Genomic DNA, 3,253 nt, shown 5'->3' with positions numbered 1-3,253 from the left:
TATGGCATGAAGGTAACACCCGTTCCCATACCGAACACGAAGGTTAAGCTTCAATGCGCTAATGGTACTGCAGGGGTGACCTTGTGGGAGAGTAAGTCGTCGCCAGGTAATGTGGCTGGATAGCTCAGTCGGTAGAGCAGAGGACTGAAAATCCTCGTGTCCCTGGTTCGATTCCTGGTCTAGCCACCAAAAAACGTCTTAGATAATTCTAAGACGTTTTTTTATGTTCAAAATTACATATTATATATTATCGATTTGCCAATTAATTGGTATTTTACCATGTGAAATCAAAAAATCATTAGCATTAGAAAAAGGTTTACTATTAAAAAAACCTCTATATGATGATAATGGACTTGGGTGAACAGACTTTATTATGTGGTGTATTGGGTTAGTTATTAGAGATTGCTTAGACTGGGCATTATTTCCCCATAAAATAAAAACTATAGGCTCTGTTTTATTATTTAATAGTGAAATAATTTTATTAGTAAAATGTTCCCACCCTTTATTTTTATGAGAATTAGCCTCGCAAGCCCTAACGGTAAGAACAGCATTTAAAAGTAAAACCCCTTCATCACACCATTTTTTTAAATACCCATTGTTAGGAATATAACAGCCTATATCATTATTTAACTCTTTATATATATTTGATAGTGAAGGGGGAATAGATACACCTGCTTTTACAGAAAAGCTTAAACCGTGAGCTTGATTTTCACCATGGTAAGGATCTTGACCAAGTATAACAACTTTTACATCCTTATATGTTGTGTATTTAAGGGCATTAAAGATGTTTTGTGTTTCAGGGTATATTGTTTGCGTCTCATATTCTTCTTTTAAAAAGCTTTTTAACTTTAAAAAATATTCGCTATTAAATTCTTCTAATAAGAGTTCATCCCAATCATTTAGTAAATCATTCATAAAATCACCTCACTTTAGTGTATCATAAATACTTTTATTTTCATAAAACAAGTATTTACAATTGTATGTGAAAAATTAGCTCCTTCAGACGTATAATGGATAGCACTTGCAGAGCGAGGCAGAAGAATTAAGATATATAACAGTAGGACTGGTTGTTAATGCGTTAAATGGTATATAATAAATATAAAAACATATGGTACAAAACAGTTAATAATTGTTCTGTACTCTAGAGAAAGATACGGAGGCAGTTTATGAAAAAATCATCTAGTACTGATTTTAAAGATTTATTTCAGAAAGTAGTTCTTATTATTTTAGGTAGTTTTATTTTATCTGTTGCAATAAATTTATTTATAATTCCCAATAAGCTCCTTAGTGGAGGTCTTTCAGGAATAGGGTTAATGTTGCAGTATATTTTTAAAATGCCAATGGGCATTACAATATTAATACTTAATGTTCCACTTCTTATATTAAGTATATTAAAAATAAATAAAAGGTTTACTGCATTTACTATATTAGGCACTATTTCCTTATCACTTTTTTTAATCCTTACTTTACCTTTAAATAATGTTCTTGCTCCTGTTGAAGAATCTTATAGGCTTCTTTATTGTATATATGGGGGTGTGCTTTCAGGTATAGGGGTTGGAATTGTTTTTTCGAATGAAGGATCTACTGGTGGCATGGATATTATAGCTATATATGCTAAAAAGAAATATGGTATAGAAATAGGTATAATGAGTTTTGTAATAAATTTCTTAATTGTAGCTATCGGTTCTGTGCTATTTGATTTTAAAGTAGGATTATATACTCTGATTGCTATGTATATTACTTCCGCTGTTATGGAAAAAGTAATCAATGGATTAAACAGACGTAAAATGCTTTTAATTGTATCTGAAAAAGAAAAAGAAGTAAGTGATGCAATATTGAATAATTTTAACAGAGGAGTAACTATTTTATATGGAGAAGGTGCATATACTAACCATAGAAAAAATGTAATGTATTGTGTTGTTTCATTAGGTCAACTACCACAAATTAAGAGAGTAATTAAAGAGATAGACCAAGAAGTTTTTATATCTATAATTGATATAGCTGAGGTTCAAGGTAACGGATTTAAAAGCCCATTAGGTTAGTTGTAAAAAGTATTGATATATTATCTCATTAGGAAAAATAAGGCTAAAATGCTTAATTAAGCTGAAACAATTGAATTTTCCATAGACGAAAAGAAAGAATATATATCAAATGCTATGCACACAATATTCCCGGGGAGTAATCTTAGAGAAACAGGAAATAGAACGCTAAGGACTTAAAAAATGAAGTCCTTAGCGTTCTATTTTATTAAATTCACTTGAAATCAAATGAGTTTAATAAACAATTTTAATGACACTTTATTAGGCTAGTCACCCACATCCATAAGGGGGAGAGCATACTATGGTTAAAATTAAACTTCGGGGGAAGTCTATTTTTAATTCAGAAATATTTAATTTCAGCAAAGCAAATTAAGATTTAATAATATAATTTCTATCAGTTTAGTAATAAAATAATAAAAAAATGGGAAATACTAAACAAGTAGTGTAAAAGCTACTGCGTAAAAAAATAGACCATTAAAGAAATTCTAGTTATATTAATTAACGAGGAGATGTATTGTTATGAAGATAGTTAAGGTAAGAAAAAATGCAGATGGAGACATTACAAATGTGTTAACTAGCACTGGTGAAGAATTAGATGTTAGCAAGGCTGTGGCTTTGGCAAAAAGAGGAACCGTGGAATCAGTAGTTGTTGGTAAAAATAAAAATGGAAATGATGTAATAAAGTCTTCGCCTAATAGCACCGCAGAAGATAATTTAGACAATCTTCCTATTTTTTAATATAAAAGTCATAAGTCCTCTTAATTGAAGGTTTTATAAATGTAGGGGACTTATGGCTTGTGTATAAATAATTACATATAATATCAGAAAGTAGGTATATAATTCGTTTTAATAAGGTATACTATTCCTAGTGTGTCAACATAAAAGATATTCACTATATAGTAGTATTATAGAGAATGGTGTATATAATTGTCGTATAGAAGAAAATAAATAAAAATGATAATAGTCATAGATGATAATATATTACTTGTCGCTGCTAATGAGTAACGATAAAGGTAAGGATTGATAAGTTAGCATTTAATGTTTTTGAAATACACTTAAAAGATATTAATAAAGTTGTTGACAAATCAAGAAAAACCTAGTAAAATAGTAGAAGTCGTCACTTGATGACAAAGCAAATTGGTCTTTGAAAATTAAACAGAGAAATAGGTAAAATAGCGAAATAATATTTCGTTAGACCAGTTAATTACTTTAGA

At 29.7% G+C, this 3,253-nt stretch carries 3 protein-coding genes, 1 tRNA gene and 1 rRNA gene; 4 read left to right on the top strand and 1 reads right to left on the bottom strand.

What is annotated here, in order from left to right:
- Positions 1-108 (top strand): 5S ribosomal RNA (gene rrf, locus KPL50_RS26185); the annotation flags it as partial.
- Between the two features lie 5 nt (positions 109-113).
- Positions 114-189, top strand: a tRNA-Phe gene (locus KPL50_RS26180).
- 51 nt (positions 190-240) lie between these two features.
- Here KPL50_RS26180 and KPL50_RS26175 read toward each other — a convergent pair.
- Positions 241-915 carry a uracil-DNA glycosylase gene (locus tag KPL50_RS26175; protein ID WP_216301417.1) on the bottom strand — a complete coding sequence of 225 codons (675 nt, stop codon included), beginning with the start codon at positions 913-915 and terminating at the stop codon, positions 241-243.
- A gap of 251 nt (positions 916-1,166) precedes the next feature.
- Here KPL50_RS26175 and KPL50_RS26170 point away from each other — a divergent pair, with 251 nt between their 5' ends.
- A complete protein-coding gene (locus KPL50_RS26170; RefSeq protein WP_216301416.1) occupies positions 1,167-2,042 on the top strand; it encodes a YitT family protein in 876 nt (291 codons plus the stop codon).
- A 516-nt stretch (positions 2,043-2,558) separates the two neighbouring features.
- Positions 2,559-2,777 (top strand): DUF3892 domain-containing protein, encoded by a 219-nt coding sequence (locus tag KPL50_RS26165; RefSeq protein WP_216301415.1) that lies wholly within the window; start codon positions 2,559-2,561, stop codon positions 2,775-2,777.
- Positions 2,778-3,253 lie beyond the last annotated feature (476 nt).

This window comes from Clostridium sp. CF012 (assembly GCF_018861755.1).
Taxonomy (GTDB): Bacteria; Bacillota; Clostridia; order Clostridiales; family Clostridiaceae; genus Clostridium_AD.
The sequence above is the reverse complement of the archived record's forward strand: the minus strand, read 5'-3'. Positions and strand labels throughout refer to the sequence as shown.

Coding starts and splice junctions, on each gene's coding strand:
- KPL50_RS26175 (WP_216301417.1), bottom strand. CDS start 915: ATGAATGATTTACTAAATGATTGGGATGAACTCTTATTAGAAGAATTT.
- KPL50_RS26170 (WP_216301416.1), top strand. CDS start 1,167: ATGAAAAAATCATCTAGTACTGATTTTAAAGATTTATTTCAGAAAGTA.
- KPL50_RS26165 (WP_216301415.1), top strand. CDS start 2,559: ATGAAGATAGTTAAGGTAAGAAAAAATGCAGATGGAGACATTACAAAT.